This is a genomic window from Streptomyces albidochromogenes, assembly GCF_005981925.1.
GTDB lineage: Bacteria > Actinomycetota > Actinomycetes > Streptomycetales > Streptomycetaceae > Streptomyces > Streptomyces albidochromogenes.
The window spans coordinates 1-387 of the sequence record NZ_VBVX01000788.1; the positions used below are offsets into that span (position 1 = coordinate 1).

Here is a 387-nt window from a genome sequence, read left to right on the forward strand (position 1 = left end):
ATCAGAGGACAAATCAGAGGACAAATCAGAAGACACAGGATTATGCCTTCTTTGGGACTCATCCAAAGAGGCTCCTGGCGAAAAAAAGCTTCTTGAATACACATCTTCCGAACTCTCCGTTAGCCGCCTTCGTAATTTTGAAGCTTGGGATTGCCCTGGCCGAGATTGCAGAACGGGGGTTATGGGAAAACGAGAAATAGGAGACCCCAGCATATGGGGAGCCGGTCTATGGATGCCTTGACTCCTTCTTGCACTCAGCTCAGGGGTTATGGGAGCCCGTGAGGGTGATGGTAGCCTGTCACGTTTACTGAGGACGGAACAACCTCTAATGGTCTGCTCCGTGCTCCGAGAAGAGGTATTATCAAATCTCACAAAATCACGGGACAG

1 protein-coding gene is annotated in these 387 nt (G+C 49.9%); it reads left to right on the top strand.

The features are described from left to right. A partial coding sequence (locus tag E2E34_RS36090; RefSeq protein ID WP_208765437.1) for a hypothetical protein occupies window positions 1-200 on the top strand: 200 nt, incomplete at its 5' end. Window positions 201-387: the final 187 nt, after the last annotated feature.